The organism is Mesorhizobium sp. P2_A12, assembly GCF_056405075.1.
Window position 1 is genome coordinate 111,075 of record NZ_JBFUCU010000014.1, and the last position, 22,871, is coordinate 133,945.

At 61.6% G+C, this 22,871-nt stretch carries 26 protein-coding genes and 1 tRNA gene; 14 read left to right on the forward strand and 13 right to left on the reverse strand.

The window, feature by feature from the left end:
• Positions 1 to 37 precede the first annotated feature (37 nt).
• Positions 38 to 535 (forward strand): NUDIX domain-containing protein, encoded by a 498-nt coding sequence (locus AC1DZU_RS26090; RefSeq protein ID WP_477289572.1) that lies wholly within the window; start codon positions 38 to 40, stop codon positions 533 to 535.
• 1 nt (position 536) lies between these two features.
• Here the strand turns inward: AC1DZU_RS26090 and AC1DZU_RS26095 are convergent, their stop codons facing one another.
• Positions 537 to 1,526: a glutathione S-transferase family protein gene (locus tag AC1DZU_RS26095; protein WP_477289573.1), complete on the reverse strand. Its 990-nt coding sequence runs from the start codon at positions 1,524 to 1,526 to the stop codon at positions 537 to 539.
• Positions 1,527 to 1,795: 269 nt separating this feature from the next.
• On the opposite strand from AC1DZU_RS26095, the gene AC1DZU_RS26100 reads away from it, so the two are divergent.
• The 6 genes from AC1DZU_RS26100 (at position 1,796) to AC1DZU_RS26125 (ending at position 6,622) form a co-directional block, all read left to right on the forward strand.
• A complete protein-coding gene (locus AC1DZU_RS26100; protein WP_477289574.1) occupies positions 1,796 to 2,332 on the forward strand; it encodes a GNAT family N-acetyltransferase in 537 nt (178 codons plus the stop codon).
• A gap of 62 nt (positions 2,333 to 2,394) precedes the next feature.
• The gene (locus tag AC1DZU_RS26105; protein WP_477289575.1) at positions 2,395 to 3,156 is read left to right on the forward strand and encodes a 3-hydroxyacyl-CoA dehydrogenase; all 762 of its coding nucleotides are present in this window, start codon (positions 2,395 to 2,397) and stop codon (positions 3,154 to 3,156) included.
• A 6-nt stretch (positions 3,157 to 3,162) separates the two neighbouring features.
• Positions 3,163 to 4,338, forward strand: a complete 1,176-nt coding sequence (locus tag AC1DZU_RS26110) for a CaiB/BaiF CoA transferase family protein (RefSeq protein WP_477289576.1) — start codon at positions 3,163 to 3,165, stop codon at positions 4,336 to 4,338.
• 35 nt (positions 4,339 to 4,373) lie between these two features.
• Positions 4,374 to 5,165: a HugZ family pyridoxamine 5'-phosphate oxidase gene (locus tag AC1DZU_RS26115; protein WP_477289577.1), complete on the forward strand. Its 792-nt coding sequence runs from the start codon at positions 4,374 to 4,376 to the stop codon at positions 5,163 to 5,165.
• Between the two features lie 141 nt (positions 5,166 to 5,306).
• The gene (locus AC1DZU_RS26120) at positions 5,307 to 5,651 is read left to right on the forward strand and encodes an ArsR/SmtB family transcription factor (protein ID WP_095091687.1); all 345 of its coding nucleotides are present in this window, start codon (positions 5,307 to 5,309) and stop codon (positions 5,649 to 5,651) included.
• A gap of 167 nt (positions 5,652 to 5,818) precedes the next feature.
• Positions 5,819 to 6,622: a TrmH family RNA methyltransferase gene (locus AC1DZU_RS26125; RefSeq protein ID WP_477289578.1), complete on the forward strand. Its 804-nt coding sequence runs from the start codon at positions 5,819 to 5,821 to the stop codon at positions 6,620 to 6,622.
• Between the two features lies 1 nt (position 6,623).
• Here the strand turns inward: AC1DZU_RS26125 and AC1DZU_RS26130 are convergent, their stop codons facing one another.
• Both AC1DZU_RS26130 and AC1DZU_RS26135 read right to left on the reverse strand, forming a co-directional pair.
• Positions 6,624 to 7,760 carry a coiled-coil domain-containing protein gene (locus AC1DZU_RS26130; RefSeq protein ID WP_477289579.1) on the reverse strand — a complete coding sequence of 379 codons (1,137 nt, stop codon included), beginning with the start codon at positions 7,758 to 7,760 and terminating at the stop codon, positions 6,624 to 6,626.
• Positions 7,761 to 7,867: 107 nt separating this feature from the next.
• On the reverse strand, positions 7,868 to 8,404 hold the full coding sequence (locus AC1DZU_RS26135) for a DUF1134 domain-containing protein (RefSeq protein ID WP_477289580.1): 537 nt from the start codon (positions 8,402 to 8,404) through the stop codon (positions 7,868 to 7,870).
• Positions 8,405 to 8,844: 440 nt separating this feature from the next.
• On the opposite strand from AC1DZU_RS26135, the gene chpT reads away from it, so the two are divergent.
• Both chpT and AC1DZU_RS26145 read left to right on the forward strand, forming a co-directional pair.
• A complete protein-coding gene (chpT, locus tag AC1DZU_RS26140) occupies positions 8,845 to 9,474 on the forward strand; it encodes a histidine phosphotransferase ChpT (protein ID WP_477289581.1) in 630 nt (209 codons plus the stop codon).
• Between the two features lie 243 nt (positions 9,475 to 9,717).
• Entirely contained in the window at positions 9,718 to 10,086 is a 369-nt protein-coding gene (locus AC1DZU_RS26145; RefSeq protein WP_184874745.1) for a response regulator, read from the forward strand.
• A 150-nt stretch (positions 10,087 to 10,236) separates the two neighbouring features.
• On the opposite strand, the gene ctrA is transcribed toward AC1DZU_RS26145, so the two are convergent.
• On the reverse strand, positions 10,237 to 10,932 hold the full coding sequence (gene ctrA / locus AC1DZU_RS26150; protein WP_006203583.1) for a response regulator transcription factor CtrA: 696 nt from the start codon (positions 10,930 to 10,932) through the stop codon (positions 10,237 to 10,239).
• Between the two features lie 452 nt (positions 10,933 to 11,384).
• On the opposite strand from ctrA, the gene AC1DZU_RS26155 reads away from it, so the two are divergent.
• On the forward strand, positions 11,385 to 11,762 hold the full coding sequence (locus AC1DZU_RS26155; RefSeq protein ID WP_056595903.1) for a hypothetical protein: 378 nt from the start codon (positions 11,385 to 11,387) through the stop codon (positions 11,760 to 11,762).
• 92 nt (positions 11,763 to 11,854) lie between these two features.
• Here the strand turns inward: AC1DZU_RS26155 and AC1DZU_RS26160 are convergent, their stop codons facing one another.
• Positions 11,855 to 12,253 carry a winged helix-turn-helix transcriptional regulator gene (locus AC1DZU_RS26160; protein ID WP_477289582.1) on the reverse strand — a complete coding sequence of 133 codons (399 nt, stop codon included), beginning with the start codon at positions 12,251 to 12,253 and terminating at the stop codon, positions 11,855 to 11,857.
• 89 nt (positions 12,254 to 12,342) lie between these two features.
• On the opposite strand from AC1DZU_RS26160, the gene AC1DZU_RS26165 reads away from it, so the two are divergent.
• On the forward strand, positions 12,343 to 13,269 hold the full coding sequence (locus AC1DZU_RS26165) for an NADP-dependent oxidoreductase (RefSeq protein ID WP_477289583.1): 927 nt from the start codon (positions 12,343 to 12,345) through the stop codon (positions 13,267 to 13,269).
• Between the two features lie 135 nt (positions 13,270 to 13,404).
• Here AC1DZU_RS26165 and sciP read toward each other — a convergent pair whose 3' ends face one another.
• Entirely contained in the window at positions 13,405 to 13,680 is a 276-nt protein-coding gene (sciP, locus tag AC1DZU_RS26170) for a CtrA inhibitor SciP (RefSeq protein WP_006203587.1), read from the reverse strand.
• 291 nt (positions 13,681 to 13,971) lie between these two features.
• Between sciP and mnmA the strand changes: the two genes are divergently transcribed.
• Positions 13,972 to 15,162 (forward strand): tRNA 2-thiouridine(34) synthase MnmA, encoded by a 1,191-nt coding sequence (gene mnmA, locus AC1DZU_RS26175; RefSeq protein ID WP_477289584.1) that lies wholly within the window; start codon positions 13,972 to 13,974, stop codon positions 15,160 to 15,162.
• A 56-nt stretch (positions 15,163 to 15,218) separates the two neighbouring features.
• Here mnmA and AC1DZU_RS26180 read toward each other — a convergent pair whose 3' ends face one another.
• Complete coding sequence (locus AC1DZU_RS26180) at positions 15,219 to 16,184, reverse strand: Gfo/Idh/MocA family protein (RefSeq protein ID WP_477289585.1); 966 nt, start codon at positions 16,182 to 16,184, stop codon at positions 15,219 to 15,221.
• 239 nt (positions 16,185 to 16,423) lie between these two features.
• Here AC1DZU_RS26180 and AC1DZU_RS26185 point away from each other — a divergent pair.
• A tRNA-Met gene (locus AC1DZU_RS26185) sits at positions 16,424 to 16,500 on the forward strand.
• Positions 16,501 to 16,974: 474 nt separating this feature from the next.
• Here the strand turns inward: AC1DZU_RS26185 and AC1DZU_RS26190 are convergent.
• From AC1DZU_RS26190 to AC1DZU_RS26205, 4 genes are all read right to left on the reverse strand, one after another.
• A complete protein-coding gene (locus AC1DZU_RS26190; RefSeq protein ID WP_477289586.1) occupies positions 16,975 to 17,877 on the reverse strand; it encodes a LysR family transcriptional regulator in 903 nt (300 codons plus the stop codon).
• A gap of 9 nt (positions 17,878 to 17,886) precedes the next feature.
• Positions 17,887 to 18,756, reverse strand: coding sequence for an alpha/beta fold hydrolase (locus AC1DZU_RS26195; protein WP_477289587.1), 870 nt, complete (start codon positions 18,754 to 18,756; stop codon positions 17,887 to 17,889).
• Positions 18,753 to 19,076, reverse strand: a complete 324-nt coding sequence (locus AC1DZU_RS26200; protein ID WP_244620027.1) for a hypothetical protein — start codon at positions 19,074 to 19,076, stop codon at positions 18,753 to 18,755. The genes AC1DZU_RS26195 and AC1DZU_RS26200 overlap by 4 nt, the downstream gene beginning before the upstream one ends.
• 77 nt (positions 19,077 to 19,153) lie before the next feature.
• On the reverse strand, positions 19,154 to 19,873 hold the full coding sequence (locus tag AC1DZU_RS26205; RefSeq protein WP_477289588.1) for an enolase C-terminal domain-like protein: 720 nt from the start codon (positions 19,871 to 19,873) through the stop codon (positions 19,154 to 19,156).
• A gap of 199 nt (positions 19,874 to 20,072) precedes the next feature.
• Between AC1DZU_RS26205 and AC1DZU_RS26210 the strand changes: the two genes are divergently transcribed.
• Positions 20,073 to 21,656 (forward strand): 4-hydroxyphenylacetate 3-hydroxylase N-terminal domain-containing protein, encoded by a 1,584-nt coding sequence (locus AC1DZU_RS26210; protein WP_477289589.1) that lies wholly within the window; start codon positions 20,073 to 20,075, stop codon positions 21,654 to 21,656.
• 337 nt (positions 21,657 to 21,993) lie between these two features.
• Here AC1DZU_RS26210 and AC1DZU_RS26215 read toward each other — a convergent pair whose 3' ends face one another.
• Together AC1DZU_RS26215 and AC1DZU_RS26220 are read right to left on the reverse strand one after the other, a co-directional pair.
• Positions 21,994 to 22,395: a hypothetical protein gene (locus tag AC1DZU_RS26215; RefSeq protein WP_477289590.1), complete on the reverse strand. Its 402-nt coding sequence runs from the start codon at positions 22,393 to 22,395 to the stop codon at positions 21,994 to 21,996.
• Positions 22,395 to 22,871, reverse strand: a 477-nt coding sequence (locus AC1DZU_RS26220; protein ID WP_477289591.1) for a recombinase zinc ribbon domain-containing protein, incomplete at its 5' end; no start/stop codon positions are given. The genes AC1DZU_RS26215 and AC1DZU_RS26220, both read right to left, overlap by 1 nt.

Consider the following 22,871-nt stretch of genomic DNA (forward strand, 5'->3'; position numbering starts at 1 on the left):
GACGCGCCCCCCGCTTTCCACCACGGTTTCGTACCTGATGGAAACTGATCCGGAGAACACCTTCCGCCAGACCGGTTGGGCGGGCCTCCGGGCCCGGTTGTTCCATCTCTATTTCGTGCTGCGGCGGCCGATGACGCTTGGCGTGCGCGGTCTGGTCCACGACACGGCGTCCAATTCCGTCTTCCTCATTCGCCACACTTATGTGCCGGGCTGGCAGCTTCCTGGCGGCGGCGTCGAAGTTGGCGAGACGCTTGGTGAGGCACTGGCGCGCGAACTGGCCGAGGAAGGCAACATCGCACTGACGTCATCGCCGGCGCTGAGGTCGATGCATTTCAACCGTCGCGCCAGCAGGCGCGACCATGTCGGTCTCTATCTGATCGAGCATTTCAGCCAGACGGCGCCGAAGCTGCCGGACCACGAGATCGCCGAGTCCGGCTTCTTTCCCCTGGACCGTTTGCCGGAAGGCACGACACCAGCCACGCTACGGCGGATCACCGAGGTTTTTGGCGGCGCGCAGCCCTCGCCCTACTGGTAGATCACGCCGCCTTCTTGAACCGTCCCCGGTCATGCCGCGCGTCATAGTCCAGTTCCGGCCCTACCGGCACGATCCGTGTCGGGTTGATCGACTCGTGGCTGCCGTAATAATGCGCCTTGATGTGATTGAGGTTCACGGTCTCGGCGACGTCAGGCACCTGGTAGAGGTCGCGCAGATAGTTGGACAGGTTCGGGTAGTCGGCGATGCGGCGCAGATTGCATTTGAAATGGCCGACATAGACCGGGTCGAAACGCACCAGCGTGGTGAACAGCCGCCAGTCCGCTTCGGTGATGCGATCGCCCACCAGATAACGCTGCCTTGAGAGGCGGTCTTCCAACGTGTCGAGCGCCGCGAACAGCTCGCCGAAGGCTTCTTCATAGGCGCCTTGCGTGGTGGCGAAGCCGGCGCGATAGACGCCGTTGTTGACGGCGGGATAGACCAGCGCGTTGATCGCATCGATCTCGCCGCGCAGCGCCTTGGGGTAGAAATCGAGGCTGGCATCGCCCCATTCGTCGAAGGCCGAATTCAGCATCCGGATGATCTCGGAGGATTCGTTGGAGACGATGGTCTGCTCCTTTTTGTCCCACAGCACCGGCACCGTCACGCGGCCGGAATAGGCAGGATCGGCCTTGGTGTAGATCTGGTGCAGAAAGTCGAGGCCGTAGAGCGTGTCGCCGGTCGCGCCATCCTGCGCCACGAACGTCCAGCCATTGGCGCCCATGAAATGATGCACCACCGACACCGAAATAATGCCTTCCAGCTTCTTCAGCGCGCGAAAGATCAGCGTCCGGTGCGCCCACGGGCAAGCGAGCGAGACATAGAGATGGTAGCGGCCGGGCTCCGCCTTGAAGCCGCGGCTGCGGCCCTCGGCAGGCATCCCGTCGCGGGTGATCCAGTCGCGCCAATGCGATTGCGCCCGCACGAACTTGCCTCCGCTGTCCTTGGTGTCATACCAGCGGTCCTGCCATTTGCCTTCGACCAGCAATCCCATCGCATGTCCTTTCCTGCTTGCTTCCCATGTAGGGCACGAAGGCACGCCGTGGAATCACCTGGCGCTGAACAGACCGTCAAGCGGTCGGGTGGACCATCAAGCCGCCGATTGCAGCGGCAGGAAATTGATGATAGCGGACAATCCGCATGTTCGACTTTGCTTTGATCCGGTTTGACCGACGACGAAAGGGCGCCCGCGCTTGATGAAGCGCTGACTGGCGAATGCTGCCGTTTGCAGCAAACCTTTCCTCCTATCGGAACGCAAAGACAATGAGCCTTGCCGACGTGAAATACCTGCCGGAAGCCCCGGCGCATGACCTCCAGATCGAAGCTATCAACGACGAAGCCTTCGGGCCCGGCCGCTTCGTTTTGGCCGCCTACAAGATCCGCGAGGCGGGCGGGCACGAACGCCCGCTGTCCTTTGTCGCCGTCGACGGCGACCTCGTCGTCGCCTCGGTGCGTATGACCCGCATCGCCGCCGGTGCCGGCCGCGCATTGATGCTTGGGCCGCTTGCGGTGCGGCCAGCCTTCAAGAACCTCGGCATCGGCCGTCGGCTGGTTGCGATCGCGCTGGAGGCGGCCGCCAAGGCCGGCGCGCCCGCCGTGATGCTGGTTGGTGACGAGCCCTACTACGGACCGCTCGGTTTCAAGCGCATTCCGCGCGGCCAGATATCGATGCCGCGCCCCGTCGATCTCGACCGACTGCTGTCGCATGAGATCGCGCCGGGCGCGGTCGCCAGGCTTTCGGGCGAGGTCTGCCACGCCGATCAGGCCAAGGTTGGCGACCATATAGCAGCGATGGCTTGACCTTCCCCGCCGATATGGCGCCTGATCCGTCCCACTGTCCCTGAGATTAAAAGGATGTCGGCATGAACCCGAATGGCCAGATCGCGATCATTACCGGCGGCGGCTCCGGTCTTGGCGAGGCAACGGCGCGCGCGCTGGCCGCCAAGGGCGCCCGCGTCGCCATCTTCGATGTCGGTATCGATCGCGCGGCGAAGGTCGCGGCCGAGATCGGCGGTATTGCCGTCCAGTGCGACGTCAGCAACGCCGATAGTGGGACTGCCGCTCTTGCCGAGGTCGCGGCCAAGCTTGGCGAGCCGCGTATCCTGGTCAATTGCGCCGGCATCGCCATCGGCGTGAAGACGATCGGCAAGGATGGTCCGCATCCGCTCGATCAGTACCGCAAGGTGATCGAGGTCAATCTGATCGGCACGTTCAACATGATCCGCCTCGTCGCCGACCGCGCCGCGAAGCTCGATCCGCTGCAAGGCGGCGAGCGTGGAGTCATCGTCAACACTGCCTCGGTCGCCGCCTATGACGGCCAAATCGGCCAGGCCGCCTATGCAGCCTCCAAGGGCGGCGTCGTCGGCATGACGCTGCCGGTGGCGCGCGATCTCGCCCGTTCCGGCATCCGTGTCTGCACCATCGCGCCCGGCATCTTCAAGACTCCGATGATGGCCGGCATGCCGCAAGAGGTGCAGGATTCGCTGGGCGCCGCCGTGCCCTTCCCGTCCCGTTTGGGCGAACCATCCGAATATGCGGCGCTTGCTCTGCACATCATCGAAAACCAGATGTTGAATGGCGAGACCATTCGTCTCGACGGCGCCATTCGCATGGCGCCGAAATAACCGGTCATGAGCGCCGGTCTGTCACCTGCCGGGAAGACCGGTCCGCTTGCCGGGCTGAAGGTGATCGAGATGGCCGGGCTTGGTCCCTTGCCGCTGGCCGGCCTGATGCTGTCGGAGATGGGCGCCGAAGTGCTGCGCATCGAACGGGCGGGGACGAGCCGGCCTCTCCAGTCGCTGTCGGATGAACATAACATCGACCGTCACGGCCGCGCCATTCTGCGCCTCGACCTGAAGCGCCGGGAAGGCACCGATCTGATGCTGCGCCTTGCCGAAAAGGCGGACATGTTGCTCGAAGGGTTTCGCCCCGGTGTCATGGAGCGGCTGGCGCTCGGTCCGGAAGCGGTGCTGGCACGCAATCCGGCGTTGATCTACGGCCGCATGACCGGCTTCGGCCAGGACGGGCCGCTCGCGGGCCGCGCCGGCCATGACATCACCTACCTTGCCTATTCGGGCCTGCTGCACGCAGTTGGCCACGCCGGCGGCCGTCCTGTCCCGCCGCTCAACCTCGTCGCCGACTACGCTGGCGGCGCCATGATGCTGGTCGCCGGCGTGCTGGCCGCCCTTTTCCAACGCTCGCGCACGGGCAAGGGCGAGGTCATCGACGCAGCGATGGTGGAATGCGCCTCGATGCTGGCGGCACCCTTGCATGCCCTCATGGCGGCCGGCTTGTGGAACGACCGGCGCGGCGCGAACCTGCTCGATTCCGGCGCCCCCTTCTACGACACCTATGAGACATCAGACGGACGCCATGTCGCCATCGGCTGCCTGGAGCCGCAATTCTTCACCGAATTCGCCAGTCTGCTGCCGCTCGACGAGCGCTTTGTACGCGGCCAGTACGACAAGGCACTGTGGCCGCCGATGCGCGCAGCCATTGCCGATCGGGTCCGGCAGAAATCGCGCGACGACTGGGACCGGCTGTTTGCCCAAACCGATGCCTGCGTTGCCCCCGTCCTGTCGCTGCAGGAGGCAAAGCATCACCCACAAAATCGGGCGCGCAAGGCCTTTGTAGCGGCGGGTGGATTTGAGCGCCCGGCCCCAGCGCCGCGTTTCTCCGGCTCACGGCCGACAGTTTCGGCAAAGCCCGCCGACAATGATCTCGTCCCGTCGACAGTGCTTGAACGTTTCGGGTTTTCGAAAAACGAGATTGACGACCTTGTCAAATCCGGTTTGTTTGACAGATAAGCGGAGAAAGAACATCAACTTATTGTGGTGATGCCTTGGACGAGCCGAAGAAGGACGTGATCCGCGAGACAAATGCCGAGGCGATTCGGCTTGCCAAGACACTTCTGCGCAGCGCCCGCTTTGGTGCGCTGGCGGTGCTCGAACGTGAGACAGGGTCGCCGCTGGCCAGCAGGGTCGGCGTAGCCACCGACATCGACGGCGCGCCGCTGATCCTGGTGTCGATGCTCTCGGCACACACCGGCGCGCTGCTTACCGATGCGCGCTGTTGCCTGTTGCTTGGCGAACCCGGCAAGGGCGACCCGCTGGCGCACCCGCGCCTGTCACTGGTCTGCCGGGCGAAACGGCTTGAGCGCGGATCGAGCGAGCACGCCCGTTGCGAGCGCCGTTATCTCAACCGCAATCCCAAGGCGAAACTCTACGCCGGTCTCGCCGACTTTTCGATCTTCCGTCTCGAGCCGCAACGCGCCAGCCTGAACGGCGGCTTCGGCAAGGCCTATCAACTCGATCGGTCGGATCTGCTCACCAGCGGACCGATCGTCGAGGAACTGGCGGCGAGCGAACAATCCGCCATCGACCACATGAACGCCGACCATCTCGACGCGATTGCGGTTTATGCACAGCATTTCGCGAAAGTGTCCGGCAACGGCTGGATTGTTGCCGGATTCGATGCCGATGGTATGGATCTGGTGTCGGGTGACGATGTTTGCCGGGTTTTCTTCCCGCAGACTTTGCAGGCGGCACGCGAATTGCGGCCTGTTCTGGTCGAAATGGCCAGGAACGGGCGGGCCGCGGCCAACGCGGAGACTGGGCTTAATTACATTACATAAAAAGCAACACTTGAGATTTGAAGGAAATGCTCTACCTTTTGTCAGTGACGCTGAATCGCAGCGGCTATACGCAACTGAGTTTATGGAATCAGATGCCATTGCCCCCATGGCGTCAGGATGATCAACAAGCATGGGGGATCGATGGTCTCGTCTAAGCTAATCGCCAATGCCGGATCGGCAGCCGAATTTCTCATGCTGATGGGCAATGAGAAGCGGCTGTTGATCATGAGCCATCTGATCGACGGTGAAATGTCGGTCGGCTCCATCGCCGAGAAGGTGATGCTCAGTCAATCCGCCCTGTCGCAGCATCTGGCTAAGTTACGGGCGCTGGACCTCGTCGACACCCGCCGCGACCGGCAGATGATCTACTATTCCTGCAAATCGGATGCCGTGCGCGAACTGCTCGGCATGCTGGACGGCATTTTCGGCAGCGGCAAGGAGGACCTCTCCCAGATGGCGCACCGTTTGCGCCGCGCCGGAACGTGACCGTCCTGTAGCCTCTTACCTCGCGACGCTTTCAGGGCGATGTGCGTCCATCCGGGCGCACAGAGGTAGCTGATCGTCCTGAATTGTCGCATCGTGGTTCCCAGCCAACGGTGTGCGCCGGCAATCCATGCGGATTTTCGGGCCGCTGCGGTGACCACGAGGAATGCATGGATCCCATTCGCATCGACGACCCGCAAGACCCGCGCGTTGCCGCCTATCTCGATATCCGCGAGCGTGACCTCGCCGGCCGGCAAGGCCGCTTCGTCGCCGAAGGCAAGGTAGTGCTCAACCTCCTGCTCTCGGCTGGGCGTTTTGGCGCCGAATCGGTGCTGGTCCTGGAAAACCGGCTGGCCGGGCTCGAGGACATCCTGCGCAAGGCGCCGGCGGACCTGCCGGTCTATGTCGCCACCGGCGCGGTGATGGATGCGATCGCCGGGTTTCATATGCATCGCGGCATCCTGGCCATAGGCCGCAAGGGCGCGCCGCGGTCGGCCGAGGCCCTGCTCGATGCCTTGCCGGCCCGGGCGCTGGTCGTGGTGCTTGTCGGCATCGCCAACCATGACAATATGGGTTCGATCTTTCGCAACGCCGCCGCCTTTGGCGCCGATGCGGTGCTCATGGATGCGACATGCTGCGATCCGCTCTACCGCAAGGCGATCCGGGTTTCCGTCGGCGCGGCGCTCAAAATTCCCTTCGCGCAGTTCACCGACGCCGCTAGCTTCACGGCAACGCTTCACGGCCGCGGTTATGGCCAGTTTGCGCTGTCGCCGAGCGGGCAGACCGACATTCGCGATGCGCTGCGGAGCGAGCGCCTTGCGCTCTATCTCGGCACCGAGGGTGAAGGCCTGCCCGAAAGCCTGCTCGCGCGCCTGCAAACGGTGCGGATCACCATGTCTGAGGGCTTCGACAGCCTGAACGTCGCGGCGGCGTCGGCCATCGCGCTGCATCACTTCTCGGCAAACAGGAACTGATTCAGCTTGCTGCGTCCGCCTCCTGCAGCGCCCGCACGCGATCTGCAAGACTGCGCTCACCATTGCCGGAGCGTGCATCGGACGGTACGGCCAATGCCTTGGCGATCGGCGAATCAGGTCCCTCGAGCTTGGCCGTCAGATGGACGACCTCCGCTGCCAGTTCGTTCATCTGCTCGCGCAAGGCAGAGCTGCCATCCGCGGGATTGGACACGACCAGCGCGGTGAGATCCGCCTTCAGCTGCTTGTTCTCGCGCGCCAGCACCGTCAGCCTCGCCTCCAACCGCTCACGGTCGCTGTCGAGCTTGGCGATTGCCTTGTCGACGTCATCGCTCTTGGCGACATCGCCGCCCCTGCCGACCAGCCGCAAGGCCGGCGTGCTATCCTCGGCTTTCGACTTTTCTCGCAGCCGCGCCAGTTCCTTTTCGCGGCGGTCGAGTTTGTCCTCGCGATCGGCAAGAGTGGCCAGCAGCCGTTCGACCTTCTTGTCGAGCTCGGCGGTCTTTTTCTTCTCGGCTTTCAGGGCATCGCGCGCAGCCTTGCTTTCGGCCGCGATCTCCTGGCCGCGCCTGTCCGCCTCCTTGCGCTGGCCGCGCAGCAGCGCAATGTCGCTCGCAAGTTTCTGCATCTCGGATTCTCGCGCCACGAGTTCGATCTGTCGGCTGCTGGAGGAGAAGCTGGCGTCGTCATACATGCTCTCCAGCTTTTCAAGCTCGAGCGCGCGCTTCTCCAGCTTGCGTTCGGTTTCCTTGAGCAGGTCCGCCAGACGGTGCAGCTCTTCCTCGCGGCGCCGCAGCATTTCGCTCGTGGCCCCCAGTTCGCTCAGTACCTGGTTCTTCTCCATGCGCTCGATCGCCAGGCCCTTCATCGCCTCGTGGCCGCGGCTGATCTCGACGAGCTGTTCGGCCACCTTCTCGCGCAGCGCCTTGACGCTGATTTCGAGGCGGCGCGTCGACATGGCATACTCGGCGCGAACGCGATCCTTGTCCGCCAGGATTTCGGTTTGCGTCAGGGGTATCGAGGCTTCGATGCGCTTGCGCGTCAGGGCGACTGCGCGGCGCCATATGGCCGGAGCAATCATAAGCGCCAGGAAGCCGGCGCAGAGAAAGCCGAGGACGAAGAACAGGACCGATTGGACCAAGTGACTACCCGTTGTGGACGGCAACCGCTAAGACTGGACTGTGCCACGTTGACATGGCGGAAATCCAGCGTTGCGGCAAGGCTTTGCCGCAACGGAACGGGATTAGCTCAGAACGGATTCCACGTGGCGCGTTCGGTGAGCTTCAGATAGCCGAGATTGACGCCGAGCCGGGCACCGACGCCGGTGCGGATCGGCACCAAAAGCACATTGTTGTTCTTCAGCACGTTGAAGCCGACGCCGGCCACCACATAGGCCGAACCGGCGACGCCGCCATAGCGGTTGTAGAGGTTGGTCACATCGTCGAGATTGTAGACCAGCATCATCACCCGCGACCCCTCGCCGCCGAAATCCCAGCCGAGCGACGGGCCTTGCCAGAACACTTTGTGATCGCCGGCATTCTTGGTGTAGAGCGTGCCTTCGCCATAGGTCAGGCCGCCGATCAGCGCGCCCGAGCCCTCTTCGCCAAGCAGATAGCCGTTGGGCAGGCCGTAGGAAGCAAAAATCTTCTCGATAACCGTGGCCAGCCCGCCCGATGTCGCGCCGAAGAACTTGTGCCCGGAATCGACAATCTCCTGAGCGGTGTATTCCTGGGCCCGCAGGGCCGAAGTCGAGAAGACGAGAACGCCCATGAGCGCTATCGCCATTGAGATGACACGGAGAAAGCTCCGGTCTTGGACGACACGGACAAAAGTCCGGTCTGGGATGACACGGAAAAAAGTCCGGTCGCAGAATCGGGAAAACATGCTTCCAATCTCCGTCAGGGAGCACTTTCGCCGACGCCTCACACCCCGTACGGCTCTTTTAGCCGGCCGTTAAGGGTAACTGTTACGGGCAAACTATGCCGTAATCCTTTTTCAACCATTAAGCTCCCACATGAACATGGCGGTTCAAAGGCTGTTTGGGACGCTCAGGTGGGTCGGCAGCCTGTGTGAACACGCCATTTGCCACCACAATTTTGGATTTGTTGCCGCACGCGCGGGCGCTGTGTATTCAGAATGCCCGAGAAGAGTGCGTGATTCGTGTGGGCAGGCGACGAATCGATCGCTCGGCCATAAGTTATGAAATTTTGCAGGGATTTTCGCCGATGGCCGATCTGTTTGCCCTTTCCGCACCCGATCTGGCGGCACTTTTGTGCAGCCGGGTGTGCCACGACATCATCTCGCCGGTCGGCGCGATCAACAACGGGCTGGAACTGCTCGACGAAGGCGGCGCCGACGAGGACGCCATGAAGCTGATCCGCCAGAGCGCCCGCAACGCTTCTGCCCGCCTGCAGTTCGCCCGCATCGCTTTCGGCGCCGCCGGGTCGGCCGGCATGCTGATCGATACCGGCGATGCCGAAGCCGTCGCCATCGCCTTCCTCAAGAACGAGAAGCCGGAACTGAACTGGAACGGGACCCGCGCGCTGCTGCCCAAGAACAAGGTCAAGCTGCTGCTTAATCTGCTCCTCGTCGCCAACGCAGCCATTCCGCGCGGCGGCAAGCTTTCCGTGACGCTGGAAAACCTCGAAACCGAGCCGCGTTTCGCGCTTGCGGCGAGCGGCCCGATGCTGCGCGTGCCGCCGAAATTCCTCGAGCTGCATTCCGGCCACAAGCCGGAGGAACCGATCGACGCGCATTCCGTGCAGCCCTATTACACGCTTCTCCTGGCGCGCGAAGCCAACATGACGATCTCGATCCACGCGACGCCGGAAGAAATCGTGCTTTCAGCCGCCTGAATTCACGCCACTTCCCTAAAGAAGCGAAGTATTTCGATCCGCAATACCTGCGTCGGCGCTTCGATCGAGTCGGATGAGCTTCACCGGGCTGGTCGCGCCGAAGCATTGCTAAGAACAGCCCGCAAACGGCATCTTTGCAAAAATTTTACCTAAACGCTTTTCGGCTTCTTTACCAGATCGGCCTATGGTGCCTTTCAGATGCCCCGACGCCACCGGATTGCCAACAGGCAAGAGGACCCGGAAATGAAACGCTGCATGTTCGTCGACGATTCAAGTGTCATCAGGAAGGTTGCAAAACGCATCCTGGGCGGCTCGGACATGGTTGTCATCGAGGCAGCCAGCGGGCTTGACGCGCTGGAGATGTGCGCTGCCGACATGCCCGACATCATCGTTGTCGACGGCGCCTTGCCGGACGTGGCAGCGGTCGATCTCATCCGCCGCGTGCGCGCGATGGAGAGCCCTGTACGGCCGCAGATCCTGATTTCGCTGGTCGAGCTCGATATCGCTTCGATCATGCGGGCAAAGCGCGCCGGCGCCCAGGGCTATCTCCTGAAGCCGTTCAACCGTCCGCAACTGCTCGAGCGTTTTCGCACCTTGAAAATCGCCGCCTGATTCGGTCGGCCTGGAGCAATCTTCCAGGAAAAATGTGTGACGGCTTTCCGTCCAAAATTGCGTCAAAACAAATAGTTATCAGCCCATCACGAAAAAACCCGGCCGGAGCCGGGTTTTTTGTCGAAGAAAAGTTCGGACGCTGCTCGCCGCTCAGGCGCTGACGCGGATGTCTTCTGGTTCGCGCAGCACATAGCCGCGACCCCAGACCGTCTCGATGTAGTTCTGGCCGCCGGATGCCGCGTCGAGCTTCTTGCGCAGCTTGCAGATGAAGACGTCGATGATCTTCAACTCGGGCTCGTCCATTCCGCCATAAAGGTGATTGAGGAACATTTCCTTGGTCAGTGTGGTGCCCTTGCGCAGCGAGAGCAGCTCCAGCATCTGATATTCCTTGCCGGTGAGGTGCACGCGCTGGCCACCGACTTCAACGGTCTTGGCGTCGAGGTTGACCACCAGGTCGCCTGTGGTGATGACCGACTGGGCATGGCCCTTCGAGCGCCGCACAATGGCATGAATGCGGGCGACCAGCTCATCCTTGTGGAAAGGCTTGGTCATGTAGTCGTCGGCGCCGAAGCCGAGGCCGCGTACCTTGTCCTCGATGCCGGCCATGCCGGAGAGGATGAGGATCGGCGTTTTCACCTTGGACAGGCGAAGCGTTCTCAAGACTTCATAGCCCGACATGTCAGGCAGGTTGAGATCGAGAAGGATGATGTCGTAGTCGTAGAGCTTGCCTAGATCGACACCCTCTTCACCGAGATCGGTCGTGTAGACATTGAAACTTTCCGATTTCAGCATCAGTTCGATGCTTTGTGCGGTTGCACTGTCATCTTCTATCAGCAGAACACGCATTTCATTCCCCTTTTCTGCTGCCGGACCATTTCACGACCCGTCCGGACCCGGAGCAGTGGTTGCCTTGTGCAGAGGCTGCCATTAAATGGTTAACAAAACCTAATTTCCCGTCGACTACGGTACCAGATTTTTTAACCTCTTTCTACACCCTCTTGAATCTAATAACGAATCCCAGAACCAAATTCCTAATGCAACACATTAACAACCTGGACTAAGCGACTCCAGAGACTCATTGACGCGGCTCCCGCATCGGCGGCCGGAATTTTTACCCGGCCTTAAGTCCTGAGCCGTATGATTAACAATGCCCGTAAACGAATGGTTACCGCCGGCAAAAAACTTTAGGGTTTTGTTTCCTATAGTTCGGGGAAAGCCGGTGGACACGGGCAAGGCCTGGGCCTTTCCAGGCGGTTTGGACGATATGTGCGGGTGTGCGTTTCCGGGAGTACCGAATCATGAAGTCACGTGAAAACCTCGTTCGACTGAAACAGTTTCAGGTGAATGAGAAGCGGCGGCAGCTGCTGCAGCTCGACATGATGATCGCCGAGTTCGAACGCATGGCCGTCGAACTGGAGCTTCAGATCACCGCCGAAGAAAAGAAAGCCGGCATCACCGACATCAACCATTTTGCCTATCCGACCTTTGCCAAGGCGGCGCGTTTACGGCGCGACAACCTCAGAAATTCGCAAAGCGACCTCGCCCAGCAGCGAAGCACCGCCGAATCATTACTCGGCGAAGCTGAAGCGGAGCTTTCCAAGGCTGAGATGCTCGAATCACGCGACACCAAGATTCGCGAGGCCGAGGTCGGCGGCCGCAGCGCCATGATCGGCTGAAGTCCGGCCTGTCCGCGACGTCGGCGCTGCCGGCGAGCGCAAAATCCCGCTTCCGGCCTTTTGCCGGACGGCTACGAAAGACTCGATCGAAGCTAGGCGGCCCAGTCGCCTTCATTTTCAGCAGTCGCCCGCGCCCTGGCTTCCTTGATGTCCGGCGCATGCTGTTCCGACCACGACCTGATCTGGTTGAGCAGTCCCGCCAGGTTCTGGCCAAGCTCAGTCAATTCATATTCGACGCGCGGCGGAATGACCGGGAAGATCTCGCGTCGCACCAGACCGTCGCGCTCGAGCACGCGCAATGTCTGCGTCAGCATCTTCGGCGTGATGCCTTCGAGCTTGCGGGCAAGCTCGCCATTGCGCAACCGGCCTTTGCGCAGCGCGCAAACCACCAGATAGACCCATTTGCTGGCAAGCATCTCGAGCACGGTGTGCGAAGCGCACGTCCGCCGGTACGCATCATAGCCGAATGGAGACTCGTCATCACTATCCATGGGGTGCCTATATATCAAAAAGGTACATACTGGAAAAGAGACCATTACTATCCAAATGATAGCGGCACCAACCAAGCAGGAGACATCCCATGCGTGCCGTTATCCAGAATTCCGTCGGCGGACCTGACGTTCTTGCCATTGCCAATCGCCCCGACCCCGCACCAAAGGCCGGCGAGGTGCTGATCCGTGTCAAGGCTGCCGGGATCAATCCGGTCGATGGCTCCGTCCGCGCCGGCTATTATCCTCTGCTCGGCGAACCGCCATTCATCCTGGGCTGGGATATCTCGGGAACAGTCGAGGCGCTGGGCGCCGGCGTCACCGGCTTCAAGATCGGCGACGAAGTGTTCGGCATGCCGCGATTCCCCAAGCAGGCCGCCGCTTACGCCGAACTGGCGGCTGTGCCAGCCGATGAAATCGCGCTGAAGCCGAAGGGGGCCGACCACATCCAGGCAGGCGCATTGCCGCTGGCTGGCCTCACCGCCTGGCAGGGTCTGGTCCGCCATGGCTGGTTGAAATCAGGCCAGCGTGTGCTGATCCACGCGGCAGCCGGCGGCGTTGGCCATCTGGCCGTGCAGATCGCCAAAGCGCGCGGCGCTTACGTCATCGCCACCGCCAGCCCGCAAAAGCTCGATTTCGTCCGCTCGCTCGGCGCCGATGAGGTTCTCGACTACACCAAGGGCGATTTCGCCGACACGGTTGGCGACATCGATCTCGTGCTGGAGCCCATTGGCGGCGACCATGCCGATCGTTCGCTAAAGGTGGTCAGGAACGGCGGCGTGCTGGTGTCTTTGCTGAACGTGAACGATGCCACTAGAGCGCAGGCCAGCGCGCGCGACATTAGGGTCGAGCGCATGTCCGTGGTGCCCGACCGCGAAGGCCTGGTGGAACTCGCCCGGTTGATCGATGCGAAAAAGCTTGCCGTCCATGTGGCGAAAAGCTTCCCGCTCGAGCAGGCAAGTGCTGCTCACGCCTTTCTCGCCACCAAGCCGATCGGCAAAGTGGTGCTGACGGCCTGAGCGCCAAAAGCCGCGCTTCGAAAACAAAAGGGCGCGGAGTGCCGCGCCCTTTGATCTTTGTTCTGACCGGCTCGATCTCAGTGGTTGAGCGCGATTCTTTCCGAAAACCGGATTCCGGTTTTTGGGGTCATTGCCCTAGTGCCGGTATTGCTGGATGCGCGTCGTGCGCAGCCCGGCAAGGCCATATTCGTCGATCGACGCCTGCCAGGACAGGAATTCCTCGGTCGTTAGCTTGTAGCGCTGGCACGCCTCTTCAAGGCTCAAAAGCCCGCCGCGCACCGCCGCAACCACTTCCGCCTTGCGCCGGATAACCCAGCGACGTGTATTCGTCGGCGGCAGATCGGCAATCGTAAGAGGGCTGCCGTCAGGCCCGATAACATATTTGACTCTCGGTCTAACCAGATCGGTCATCGTACTCTCTACAAAAAACTCAAAGACCCAATCCCCGCCACGTTACCGCCACAGCTTTAAAAATTGCCTAAGCAGACCCTAATGACTAGGTAAGGATCATGAACGCCGCGTTAGTCTTTTCGTCGGCATTTGAAACATCCGCCGCGAAGCGCCAGCGCCATGCCGAAAAAATCTCTCCATTCGCCGGAACCGGCCGTTGCCTGTCCATCGGCCCTGCAAGCTGGCGTAGCCGGAAAGCTTGACCTATATTCTCGTCATTGGCATTCAGGCGCCGCGCAGAACGAAAGAACCATGAACAGCCTCGATCTTCCCGGACGTCCCGAAAACACCCGCATCGTCGTCGCCATGTCGGGCGGTGTTGATTCATCGGTCGTCGCCGGCCTGTTGAAGCGCGAAGGTTATGACGTCGTCGGCGTCACCTTGCAGCTCTACGACCATGGCGCGGCAACGCACCGGGCCGGCTCATGCTGCGCCGGGCAGGACATCGACGATGCGCGCCGGGTGTCGGAGACGCTCGGCATTCCCCACTATGTGCTCGACTACGAGGAACGCTTCCGCAAGGCGGTCATTGACCCCTTTGCTGAGAGCTACGTCGCCGGCGAGACGCCGATCCCCTGCGTTTCCTGCAACCAGACGGTTAAGTTCGCCGATCTTCTGGCCACCGCCAAGGAGCTTGGCGCCGACGCGCTGGCCACCGGCCACTATATCCGCTCCGGTGCCAATGGCGCCCACCGCGCGCTCTACCGGCCGGTCGACGCCGACCGCGACCAGAGCTATTTCCTGTTCGCCACCACACAGGCGCAGATCGACTATCTGCGCTTCCCGCTCGGTGGCCTGTCGAAGCCGCAGGTTCGCGCTATCGCCGAGGAGATGGGGCTGACGGTTGCCGCCAAGCAGGACAGCCAGGACATCTGCTTCGTGCCGCAGGGCAAATATTCCGACATCATCGCCAAGCTGAAGCCGGCTGCTGCCAATCCGGGTGACATCGTCCACATCGACGGCCGCGTGCTCGGCCGCCACGAGGGCATCCTGCGCTACACGATCGGCCAGCGCCGCGGCATCGGCGTCGCTTCCGGCGAGCCACTTTACGTTGTCCATCTCGACGCCGAACGCGCCCGCGTCGTGGTCGGCCCGCGCGAGGCGCTGGAGACGCACAAGATCTATCTGCGCAACATGAACTGGCTGGGCGATCGCGCGCTGGCCGATGTCCCCGCCGGTGGCCTGGAGCTGTTCGCCAAGGTCCGCTCGACCCGCCCGCCCCGCCCTGCCGTGCTGCATCATCGCGCTGGCGCCACTTGGGTGGAACTGATCGACGGCGAGTCCGGCATCGCGCCCGGACAGGCCTGCGTGCTCTATTCCGATGACGGCAACGAGGCGCGTGTGTTCGGCGGCGGCTTCATCGAGCGTTCGGAGCGTGGCGCCGAGGCCGAGGCCATGCTGACCCGGCTTTCCGCCAGGCCGGCGCAGATCCCCGCCGAGTAATCCGCTACCCGCTCAGAGAAATTCGCGCCGGCGAGTGACAGAGTCCAAACGGTCTCTCAGGAATTGGGCGTGGTATGCGTGACCGTCCCCGCGGTCAGGATGCGCAGCACCCTGATCGCTTCCTCGCCGCTGGTGCGCGGCTCGGCCCGTGTCTCGATGCACTGGATGAAGTGCTCCAGCTCACGCGTCAGCGGCATGCCCTGGGCAACCGCGACATAGGACGGCTCATTGGTGGTGAAGGCCCATTGGCCGCTGTCCTGCCACACAGCGTGGCGGTAGACGGCAAGCTTGCGTTCCCATGGTTCGACGTCGTCGAACACCGCCATCGCCTTGGTTCCGACCACGGTCAGCCGCCGCTCGCGATAGGGATTGAGCCGCGAAGTGAAGAGATGGCTGCGCAGGCCGTTGGGAAAGCGCATGTGCAGATGCGCGAAGTCGCTGAGATTGTCGAGCAGGGCGGCGCCCTCGCCGCGCACCTCGATCGGCTCGGTGCCGGTGATCGCCAGGATCATCGACAAATCATGCGGTGCCAGGTCCCACAGCGCGTCGTTCTCGGTGTGGAATTTGCCGAGGCCGAGCCGATGCGAATGGATGTAGCGGACTTCGCCGAGTTCGCCCTTGTCGATCAGCCCCTTCAGCGTTTCGAAGGCCGGATGGAAACGCAAGACATGGCCGACCATGAAGACGCGGCCATTGTCCTTGGCCGCCTGCACAGCGCGCTCGGCGTCCGGCACCGTCAGCGCAATCGGCTTTTCCACCAGCAGATCCTTGCCGCTCTCGGCGGCGCGCACCGCAAGGTCGGCATGGAATTGCGGCGGCAACGCCATGACGATGGCGTCGATATCGTCACGGACGAAGATCTGGTCGGGCTCGATCGCGAGGCAGTCCTGCTCGCTGGCGAAGCCTTCGGCGCGAGCCCGGTTGGCATCGGAGACCGCGTGCAGCGCGCCGAGCGCCTTGAGGGTGCGGATGTGGTTGCTGCCCCAGTATCCGCAACCGAGGACTGCAATGCGCGGTTTCATCTGTTTCAACTCTTAAAACTCGTGGCCGAGACATAGCGACGTGCCCCTACGAACTCAACCCCGGCGGCGGCAACCAAATGTCTGCGCGGCAAAGCTTTTCGACAATGACAATAAGCCGGCGCGCCGGTTGCATCGAAGCTTGACAGGCTCACCCTCCCAACCTTATATCCGCGCGACCTTGGCGAACGCCCCCGACATGCCTTTCGATTTAAGGCGGATTTCGGGCCTTTCGCCGCCCTGGCGGGGTAGCTCAGTTGGTTAGAGCACGGGAATCATAATCCTGGGGTCGGGGGTTCAAGTCCCTCTCCCGCTACCACCTTCAAAGTCCGAACAATTCTCTCCTCTGTTGGCGAGCGCTCTGAAGCCCAGCGTTTGCGGGGTGTGTGGCCAAAAGCTGGGGAGTGCAGCGAGGCCTATTCGACCAAAATCGCTCTCCGAATGGCCGTCATTCTCCGAAGCTGGGGAGTAGCCCCAAAAATCCCCAGGTTCTGCCAACAGCAATATCAATGCCTTAGCGCCGGCCTTGCTGGGGGCGGTTTTGCGGTTCGCTCGCCTGCCAAAAAGGACCACAACTAAGCCATCGCTCGCTAGGTTCGGCTTGCGCCAAAAGCGATCGTCCGCCAGTTCTCGAATGACCGCAGTGGGCCGACTGCGGACTGTCCGGTGTTGGCCTTGAAGACCAGATGAGCTGCCATTCTGGTATCAACTCATCGATAGGCGGCGACGCCCTGAGCTAAACCAGTTCCACTTCGGTGATGTCCGCGACCATCGCATTGCCAACGCGACGTATTCAGACCGGCGGACCCGAGTGAGAAGCCCGCGCTATTTTCCGAGCCAATTCAAGAAAGCCGAATAAATGCGGCGAGCGGTTGTCTCGTCGATAGTTGAGTGAAAGCTCGGTTCCCGGATTGTGGCCTTCATATTTCCGATAAACAATGCCGGGCCGTTGATTTTCGCTGACCGATGCTGGCACGATCGAGATGCCGACGCCAACCGAGACCAGGCTCATCGCTGTAAGATAGTCCTGGGCCATGACCTGCAAGGCAGGAACAAAGCCGTCAACCTTGCATACGTCGAGCACATAGTCCGCGTAACTTGGACGTGGGCGCCGTGGAAAGAGGACGAAAGTAGCATTCTTGAAATCTGCGAGATGGAATGGTTGCACACGATTGGCATAGCTGTCAGGAAGCGCCAGCACGAGCGGTTCCTTCATGAGCGTTTCGGATTTGACCTCCGCGTCTTCGATCGACGGGCGCGCCACCGCAATGTCGATTTCCCGCTGGATCAGGGCTCGTCGCAATTCCGCATTGTTCATGGCCGAAAGCGCCAGTTCGATATCCGGATGCGCGGCGCGGAAAGCCCTGATGATTTTGGGCAGAACACCGAAGGTTGCCGTTCCGACGAACGCGATCCGCAGGCGTCCCGCCACACCCTGCCCGATCCGCATCACCTCACGTTCCGTCTGGTCGACGCGTTCGAGGATTTCCCTCGCCCGCTCCAGCAGCAATTCGCCTGCCTGGGTGAGCCGTATCTGGCTGCGGCTGCGGTCGAACAGGGCCGCGCCGATCTCCCTTTCGAACTGGGCGATCTGTCGGCTTAATGGAGGCTGAGCAATCCCGAGGCGCGCCGAGGCGCGCCCGAAATGAAGTTCTTCGGCCACTGCCAGGAAATAGCTCAGCCGTTTGAAGTCCATCGCCGTCCGTCAGGCATCCATCAGCCGCGCAGGCACCCGCGTGACCCTTTCCAATGCCTCCTTGAAATAGACCCTGAAGGCAGCGGGGTTCTCGCTCATCGGAAAATGACCAAGATCCTTCATGATCGCAAGACTGGAACCCTTGATCGCAGCTGCCGTGCGTTGCGCGTCTTCAGGAGTGCAGGTCATATCGTACTCGCCGCACATGATATGGACGGGCGTGCGCCGTGTGTCGATGGACCCGAGCCGGCCGACGAGGCTGTCATCGGACGTGTAAAAGCTGAGGTCTCCCCGAAAAACGCCTGGGCCGGACTGCATGAACATCCACAGTGTGGTCCAACGCTCTGGGTCAGGCGCCTGCGGCGCGATGTTGGCCGACACCAGGGCGGCGCCCATTTCGCCGCCATGCGCATCGGGCCGGTGAAACCAATCGATGTCATACCATGCCGGCTGGAAATCGGACGCCTCGATCGCGATGAAACCCGAAAAGGATTCAGGATGGAGGGCTGCCAGTTGCAGCGCAATCCTCCCACCCATCGAACATCCGGCCAGCAAAGGCTTTTCCAGCCCTGCCGCACGGCAGAATGCCAGCACCGTCTCCATGTAGGTCTCGGTCGAGAGCAGATACTCCTCGGTCTCGAACCCCTCCGGCGGCAGCGACTTTCCGTGCCAGGGCATGTCGAAGGCGATGAACCGGTGGGATCTGGTGAACGCCTCGTCGTTCAGGACGGACCGCCACTGCCGCGTGTCGGCACCCGCCGTGTGAAGGCACACGACCGGACGGCCCTGGCCGGCTTCCTCGAAGTAGATGCGCTGCCGGGCATTTCCAACCGTCACATTGACATAGCGGCCCACGATCGGCTCGATCGAAGATTTCATGAGAAACCCTCCTTGCGTCCCAACGCCATGAATTCCTTGAAGTACCGCAAGTTCTTGACCAGCGTCAGGATATCGCCATCGATGCTGCCATTTCCGTATTTCACCAGCCCGAAAATGTCATGGAAACCCGGCTTAGGCAGAGGTTGCCAGAATTCGAGCAATGCATCGCCCTTCGCTCGCAGCGCAAACCGCCAAGGAAGCTTCTTGCTCGGACCTTCCTTGATCTCGACAACCCTTCCCTTCTCGAAGGTCAGGTAGAATTCGTCTTGGTCGACCTCGATCAGGATGGTTTCGTTGAAGAGGCGGCCAAGCCGCAGCAAATGGGGTCTCCGCTCGAGGGCGGCCGCCATATCGTCGAGTCGCTGGCGTAAGTTTCGAACGCGCGGCATGGTCGGTCTCACATCTTACGCGCCATCATGCGCACCTTGTCCTCGTCCAGCGTCACACCGAGCCCCGGCCCGGCCGGCACGCGTATTTCGAACTCCTCGAACACCAGCGGCGTAGCGACGAGATCCTCGACCAGTATTCGTGGACCGAAATGTTCGCTTCCCCATTCGAGGCGAGGCAGTGTCGAGAAGACGGCCATGTGGGCCGCGGCGCCGATGCTGCTCTCCAGCAGGCAACCGCCGTAGAGCTCGATTCCGAACGCCTGGGCAATGCCGGCGGCCCGCTTGAGCTCCAGGAGGCCGCCGCTCTTGACCAGCTTCAGCGAATAGACGCTGCCGCAGGCCTGCGTAGCCACGCTGGCCAGCTCCGAATTGGTGAACGCAGCCTCATCGATAAGAAGCGGAATGCGCGTGCGAGCCGCGACGCGCGCCATCGCTTCGCGTTGGCTTGCTTGAACGGGCTGCTCGATCAACGCGACATTGAGTTCCTCAAGCGCAGGAAAAAGCCGGATGCAAAGCGCCTCGGTCCACGCCTGATTAACATCGACGATCAGCTTCACGTCGTCACCCAGGCCGGCACGAAGATGTTGCAAGCGCACGATGTCGGCCTCAGGCGAGTTGAAGCCGAGCTTAATCTTGAAATCCTTGTGGTGGCGCAGCCGGAGCTTTTCCCTCGCCTCCTCGAGTTCCTGCCCGGCATCACCCGAAGCAAGCGCCCAGATGACACCCATCCGATCCCTGACCTGTCCGACGTACGAAATCTAACGCTAGGTGGCGACGCCAGCGATACCCGATCCGGTATCGCATGATACCTATCATTAGCACTTCATCGGCGCGTAGCCTCCGGCCTCGAAAGGGAAGAGGAACCCTTTTCTAAGCCCGACGCCGGCTAGCGAATGCCTGGTCCGGACCAATGGAGGAGTACAGGATATGCATAATCTGGCTACCAAGCCGGTGCTTGATACCCAAGCACCAGGAACCGATGCCTACACCGGTTCCGAATTCCTGGAGAGCATCCAGGACGGCCGTGAAATCTATATTTATGGCGAGCGCGTCAAGAATGTCACCCAACATCCGGCGTTCCGCAACTCGGCCCGGATGGTTGCGCGCTGGTACGACCGCTTCCACGAAAAGAAGAACGAGATCGGCGTGTTGACGGACACCGGCTCAGGGAAGCTGACGCACCCCTTTTTCCTCGGCTCCAAGACCACCGAGGATCTGGTCAGGTCGCGCGATGCGATCGCCGAATTGCAGAAGGTTTCCTACGGTTGGATGGGACGTTCGCCCGACTACAAGGCTTCTTTCCTTGGCACGCTCGGCGCCAATTCGGCCTTCTACGGAGACTATGCCGGGAACGCCCGCAACTGGTATGCCCGCACCCAGGAACGTCTCGACTACTGGAACCACGCCATCGTCAACCCTCCGATAGACCGGGACCGTCCGATCGAGGAAGTCCGCGACGTGTTCATGCATGTGGACAAGGAAACGGACAAGGGGGTGGTGGTGTCGGGCGCGAAAGTCGTGGCGACCGGCTCGGCGCTGACCCACTACAATTTCATCGCCCACTACGGCATCCCGATCAAGGATAAGTCCTTCGCGCTGATCTTCACCGCGCCCATGGACTCGCCCGGCATCAAGCTGATCGCCCGTTCGTCCTACGAGTTCAACGCGGCGGCAACCGGATCGCCCTTCGACTATCCGCTCTCCAGCCGTCTGGACGAGAACGACTCGATCCTGGTCTTCGACAAGGTTTTGGTTCCGTGGGAGAACATCTTCATCTATGGCGACGTCGACAAGATCAACCAGTTCTTCCCGGCATCCGGCTTCGTCCCGCGCTTCACCCTGCATGGCCTGACGCGCCTGTCGGTGAAACTGGACTTCATCGCGGGATTGTTTTCGATGGCTGTCGAGGCGACGGGATCAAAGGACTTCCGCGGCGTCCAGGCAGGCGTCGGCGAAGTCATCGCATGGCGCAACACCTTCCATGCGCTCGGCGACGCCATGGTCAAATCGCCGGTTCCGTGGGACGGTACCGACGGCTACAACCTCCCCAACCTCAATGCCGGCCTTGCCTACCGCGTGCTGGCACCGATGGCTTACCCCAGGATCAAGGAGCTCATCGAACGGCACGTCGCCAGCGGCCTGATCTACCTGCCGTCGAGTTCGGCCGATTTCGAGAGCGAGGCGATCCGGCCCTATCTCGACCGCTTCGTGCGCGGTTCGAACGGCTATGCAGCGCTCGATCGCGTCAAACTGCTGAAACTGCTTTGGGATGCCATCGGAACCGAATTCGGCGGACGCCACGAACTGTATGAACGAAACTATGCCGGCAACTACGAGAACCTGAGGATCGAAACCCTGAACGCCGCCACCGCGACCGGAGATCTGGCCTCGATGCAATCGATCGTGAAGGACTGCATGAGCGAATATGATCTTTCCGGCTGGACGAGTTCAGACCTCATCAATCCGGACGACATCAGCCTCGTCGGCAGAGGCACCGTTCAGGCCGCATAGAATGGTGGTACCGTTACCTTGTGGAGGAGCGGTCCCAACCCCTCCTCTCCGAGGCCGTATAACAAGGCTGCGAGACCGGAGGAAAAATGCCTGCCCTGGACCTGCAGCGCCGGGGCGAGCTGACCTAACGCAACTCCACTTCCACCACGCCCGGCACCTTGGCCAAGCTCAAGGCACATCTGCGCGCAAAGGCCATCAGAACCATCGCCTGATTGATCGGATGTCCGCTTTTCGGATGCGGCCGTAGTTGGCTCAATAGCCGATATGCGGCGCAAAGCGGTCATCCGAATCGCACGGCCGGCGGAAGACGCATTGGGTAAAAACCAGACCTTCCCAACTAGCAGGCATTGCGCCGTTGGCGCTCCCACTCAACGGGAAACCCGCGCACCAACGGCTGCAATTGCATCGTGGGAGGCTGTCGCCCGTCGAGGATTGCCTCAACCAGGTCCGGTGCCAAGAGGGTCAGTCGAAGCACGTGGGAGACGAACGACCGGTCGAGTTTCTCAGCCGCAGCGAGTTCGCTGATCGTCGCGTGTTGCCCTGATTCCAGCTTATGCTGCCAGTGGAATGCCTGGACGAGGGCCCGCAGTAGCGTGTTGTCGATGCGCGGACGTGGCATCACCCATGGTTCGGTACCGGCTGGCGAGACGACAACCTTGCGGCCACCGCGCTTGCGGATCGCCATCGGGATGGAGACCGTTAGCAAACTGCCGTCGCGGCTGATCTCGCAGTTGTTCATCAGGCGGCCCTATCCAGGTTTGGTCGTTCCCGAAGCTCCGCTATGACGCTGGCTATGCCCTCGGTGCGAAGGCGGATGGAGATGCCATCTACATCGACGTCGATGCGCTCGACTAACAGTTGGATGATGCGCGCCTGCTCGGCGGGAAAGAGCTCCTCCCAAAGAGCATCGAACTGAACCAGAGCGTCGCGCACCTCGGTCTCGCTGATCTCATCGCCGTGGTCGCGCACGGCTGCCCAGACCTTCACAATCATCTCTGAGGAGCGCAGCAGGGCGCGGACCTGATCGATGACTGCGGCCTCGATCTCACCGGCAGGAAGGCGTCGCACCGAGCAGGTTTCCGGTCCAAGCTTCTGTACGCTGGTGGTGACGTAGTAACGGTAGAGACGACCCTTCTTCCTCGTGTGTGCCGGTGTCATGGCATAACCATTGGGCGCGAAGATCAGGCCTCTGAGCAATGCGGGCGTTTGCCCGCG

Excerpts from the sequence above, each read along its gene's own strand:
- AC1DZU_RS26145 (WP_184874745.1), top strand. The coding sequence starts at position 9,718 with ATGAAACGCTGCATGTTCGTCGACGATTCAAGTGTCATCAGGAAGGTT.
- sciP (WP_006203587.1), bottom strand. The coding sequence starts at position 13,680 with ATGACCGATCTGGTTAGACCGAGAGTCAAATATGTTATCGGGCCTGAC.
- AC1DZU_RS26105 (WP_477289575.1), top strand. The coding sequence starts at position 2,395 with ATGAACCCGAATGGCCAGATCGCGATCATTACCGGCGGCGGCTCCGGT.
- AC1DZU_RS26155 (WP_056595903.1), top strand. The coding sequence starts at position 11,385 with ATGAAGTCACGTGAAAACCTCGTTCGACTGAAACAGTTTCAGGTGAAT.
- AC1DZU_RS26205 (WP_477289588.1), bottom strand. The coding sequence starts at position 19,873 with ATGGGTGTCATCTGGGCGCTTGCTTCGGGTGATGCCGGGCAGGAACTC.
- AC1DZU_RS26110 (WP_477289576.1), top strand. The coding sequence starts at position 3,163 with ATGAGCGCCGGTCTGTCACCTGCCGGGAAGACCGGTCCGCTTGCCGGG.
- AC1DZU_RS26135 (WP_477289580.1), bottom strand. The coding sequence starts at position 8,404 with ATGGCGATAGCGCTCATGGGCGTTCTCGTCTTCTCGACTTCGGCCCTG.
- AC1DZU_RS26100 (WP_477289574.1), top strand. The coding sequence starts at position 1,796 with ATGAGCCTTGCCGACGTGAAATACCTGCCGGAAGCCCCGGCGCATGAC.
- AC1DZU_RS26165 (WP_477289583.1), top strand. The coding sequence starts at position 12,343 with ATGCGTGCCGTTATCCAGAATTCCGTCGGCGGACCTGACGTTCTTGCC.
- AC1DZU_RS26125 (WP_477289578.1), top strand. The coding sequence starts at position 5,819 with ATGGATCCCATTCGCATCGACGACCCGCAAGACCCGCGCGTTGCCGCC.
- AC1DZU_RS26120 (WP_095091687.1), top strand. The coding sequence starts at position 5,307 with ATGGTCTCGTCTAAGCTAATCGCCAATGCCGGATCGGCAGCCGAATTT.
- AC1DZU_RS26195 (WP_477289587.1), bottom strand. The coding sequence starts at position 18,756 with ATGAAATCTTCGATCGAGCCGATCGTGGGCCGCTATGTCAATGTGACG.
- mnmA (WP_477289584.1), top strand. The coding sequence starts at position 13,972 with ATGAACAGCCTCGATCTTCCCGGACGTCCCGAAAACACCCGCATCGTC.
- AC1DZU_RS26180 (WP_477289585.1), bottom strand. The coding sequence starts at position 16,184 with ATGAAACCGCGCATTGCAGTCCTCGGTTGCGGATACTGGGGCAGCAAC.
- AC1DZU_RS26190 (WP_477289586.1), bottom strand. The coding sequence starts at position 17,877 with ATGGACTTCAAACGGCTGAGCTATTTCCTGGCAGTGGCCGAAGAACTT.
- AC1DZU_RS26160 (WP_477289582.1), bottom strand. The coding sequence starts at position 12,253 with ATGGATAGTGATGACGAGTCTCCATTCGGCTATGATGCGTACCGGCGG.
- AC1DZU_RS26215 (WP_477289590.1), bottom strand. The coding sequence starts at position 22,395 with ATGAACAACTGCGAGATCAGCCGCGACGGCAGTTTGCTAACGGTCTCC.
- AC1DZU_RS26090 (WP_477289572.1), top strand. The coding sequence starts at position 38 with ATGGAAACTGATCCGGAGAACACCTTCCGCCAGACCGGTTGGGCGGGC.
- ctrA (WP_006203583.1), bottom strand. The coding sequence starts at position 10,932 with ATGCGTGTTCTGCTGATAGAAGATGACAGTGCAACCGCACAAAGCATC.
- AC1DZU_RS26095 (WP_477289573.1), bottom strand. The coding sequence starts at position 1,526 with ATGGGATTGCTGGTCGAAGGCAAATGGCAGGACCGCTGGTATGACACC.
- chpT (WP_477289581.1), top strand. The coding sequence starts at position 8,845 with ATGGCCGATCTGTTTGCCCTTTCCGCACCCGATCTGGCGGCACTTTTG.
- AC1DZU_RS26210 (WP_477289589.1), top strand. The coding sequence starts at position 20,073 with ATGCATAATCTGGCTACCAAGCCGGTGCTTGATACCCAAGCACCAGGA.